At 69.4% G+C, this 3028-nt stretch carries 1 protein-coding gene and 1 pseudogene; one reads left to right on the forward strand and one right to left on the reverse strand.

Translation table 11 applies throughout. The features are described from left to right. Positions 1 to 330 (forward strand): annotated as a pseudogene (locus ACWGKS_RS29715) (serine/threonine protein kinase); the annotation flags it as partial. A 68-nt stretch (positions 331 to 398) separates the two neighbouring features. Here the strand turns inward: ACWGKS_RS29715 and ACWGKS_RS29720 are convergent. After that, a partial coding sequence (locus ACWGKS_RS29720) for a hypothetical protein (protein ID WP_452525040.1) occupies positions 399 to 3028 on the reverse strand: 2630 nt, incomplete at its 5' end.

The raw sequence follows: 3028 nt of genomic DNA on the forward strand, positions 1-3028 counted from the left end.
GCCGAGGACCTGGGGCGGGCCCCGGGCAGCGACCGGAGCCTGGTGTTCCGCTGCCGGTTGCAGGACGCCACGTGCCGGGCCCTGGCCGGGGACACCGCCGCCGCGCTGGAATCGTTGACCGCGCTGTTGGCGGACGAGGTCGCGGCGTTCGGCTCCGATGACCACCGTCCCTTGGAGTTGCGCCGCCAGATCGGGCTGCTGGAGTTGGGGGCGGGACGGCGCGAGGAGGCGGGTCGCACCCTGCGTTCCCTGCGCGAGGACCTGGTGCGGTTGCGCGGTGCGAAGCACCCGGCCATCACCCAGATCGACGACCTGCTCAAGGCCGCTTGAGGCCGCTTGAGGCCGGGTTCGGCCCGGGGTGGACGTCGTGTCCGCCCCGGGCCGTTCGCTTGCTCCGGTCACAGGTCCCGGTGGTGCCAGCAGCGGGCCAGGAGTGGTTCGACCCGGTAGGTGTCGCCCTCGGTCCGGTCGAACACGCCCAGCGCGTCCAGGCACTCCACCGCGGTGTGGGGGTCGGGGTGGGCGTCCTTGAGCACGACCGCCTCGACCAGATCGCCGTGGGTGACCGACCCGTCGAGCAGCTCCACGATGGCGTCGAAGGCGGCGGCGAGGGGCCGGTGGGCGGTCAGGCCGACCTGGTCGACCAACGCGGCGGCGCGGCCTGGCTGGGCCAGCTCCTTGGCCAGCCGTTCCAGCGCCTTCTTCTCCTGGTACCGACCGGCCAGTTCCTGGGCGCGGTCCACCAGGATCGGCCAACCCCCGGTGGTCTCCAGAAGTAGTTCCTGGCGTTCGGTGGTGGTGAACAGTTCGGTGGCGCGGGACCAGTTCCGCAGGGAGAGCTCATCGTGCCGGCGCAGCCGGACCAACCCCACCCCACGGTGTTCGGGGTCGGCGAGCAACGTCTCCCAGAACTCCATCTGTTCGGGGTCGGAGACCAGGACCACCGACCGGGTCACCCCACGGCCCAAAGGCGTGCGCTCCGACGCGGCCTCCACACTGGCCAGGCAGGTGTCGGCGCGGGAGGTGACCCGGGCCAGGTCGGACAGGACGATGCGGCGTTGTCCCGCGCGTCCCTGGCCGAGGGCCTCTTCGTAGCGACGTCGGTCTTGGGGCTCTTGGAGATCGAAGCGGCCCCCGAAGTCGTCGCGTACCGAACGGATCGTCTCGGTGACGTCGGCGATGCCCGTCGCGGTCGAGCCGAGCACCAACCGAACCTGGTTGGCGTGGTCGCCGAGCAGGTCATCGAGTTGGGAAGCGGTGACGGGCGCCAGACGATCGTCCTCCAGCTGTCGACGCACGGCCAGGGTGATGGACTCGGCCGGGACCATCGCTTCGTCGGCGTTGACCAGGGTGGTCATGACCGCTTCGTTGGTGCCCATCATCCGCAGCGCGTTGGCCGAACGCAGCCGCCAGCCGCGCAGGTCACGGTTGTCGGCCAGCAGGCCGAGGCCCACCATCTCCTTGAGGTAGGCGCGGAAGGCGTCGGAGTCGAGGCCTTCGAAGCCCTTCCGCCAGTAGTCCAGGCATTCCTCCCGCAGGTCCACCTCGCTCAGGCGCACGTCCAGACCACGCTCGTAGGCGTGGTGGGCGAGCACGCAGGCGATGATGTTGTACCTGGGGTCCAGGTGGAGGGTGTCGCGGAAGGTCTCGATGATGTCCTCCCGCAACTCCGGGTCGCCCTCCACGGCCTCCACGTCGGTGCGGACCACGGTGTAGGGCGGTTCCTGCGCGCCGACCCCGGTACGCCTCATCTCGTGCATGTGTCGAACCAGCCGGTCACAGAACATCTGTAGCAGGAAGGGCTGGTAGGAGCAGTGGCCGAGGATCCGGTGGATGAGTTCGTCGCTCTCGAACCGGAAGCCGAGCGCGCCCATGGGCACGGTCACCAACTTGTGGGCGTGGTAGGGGCTGAGGTGACCGATCATCGTCGGGCTCTGGGCCAGGTGTTTGAAGGTGTTGTTGGAGACCTTCGAGTAGCGCTGGACCGAGTGCAGACCGGCGAAGACGACCTTGGCTCGTCCCTGAGCACCCGAGAGCTGCCCGAGTTCCTTGAGCCGGTTGGTCTCCAGGAAGCGGGGCGCGTCGGCCTCGAAGAACCCGTCGGACTCGTCGAGCATGATCAGGAGCCTGCGTCGGGAGTCCGCGGTGAGCCAGGCCAGTACACCCGCGCGCACCAGGTCGTAGGCCTTGCCGGTGTCCCTTCGGCCGGCTTTGGGGACCACGCCCACCAAGCGGAGTTCACGCAGCAGCACGTCCCAAACGGCGTCCGCCCCCTGGACGCCCTGCCCGATCGCGACGGTGCTCAGTTCGATGTGCAGGGCCACCCTTTCGGGTTCGCGTTCGAAGGCGTTCTTGGCCGAGTCCAGCAGCGCCGACTTGCCCAGACCGCGCCCGCCGAAGACCACCTGGGTGTCCTCGGGATCGATCACTGAGCGGCGTTCGGTGTCCCGGCCGTAGAACATCTCCGGCGGTACCAGGGAACGCTTCTTGCGCACGTAGGGCTGGACCGACGAGAAGGGCAGCAGCACCGAGAGGGCCGTGTCGACCTGACGGTCGCCGTGGGCGGCCAGGTAGGCCAGGGCCGCGTCGTCGAGCACGATGACCGGTGTCTCGTTGTGCACGGCCTCCACCGCGAATCGACGGCGTACCTCGGCGGACATCGTGCCCAGGTAGGCGACCAGGAGCGGTCCGCCCGCCGTGTCCTTGTCCACCCAGCTGCGCAGGAGTTCGGCTCGGGGTTGACCCCAGCAGACCATCACCCGGAGTCGGCCGTGCAATTTGCTGCCGAACTGGGGCACCGTGGGGTTGCCGTTCCAGGTGATCCGGGAGAACTCGAAGTAGCCGCGGTCCAGGCCCTTGGTCCGAAGCTGGTGGAAGCCGGCCGCGGCCGGAACGTCGTAGCCGAGCAGCCGCAGGGCCGGGACCAGGAAGCCGCGAAGGTAGTTGCGACCCACCTGGTTGCGCTGTCGGCTGGGGATGTCCCGGGCCTCTCGCCAAGCGGCCAGCGCGTCGGCGGCCAGGGCACGGG

It is taken from the genome of Nocardiopsis sp. NPDC055879 (assembly GCF_053615935.1).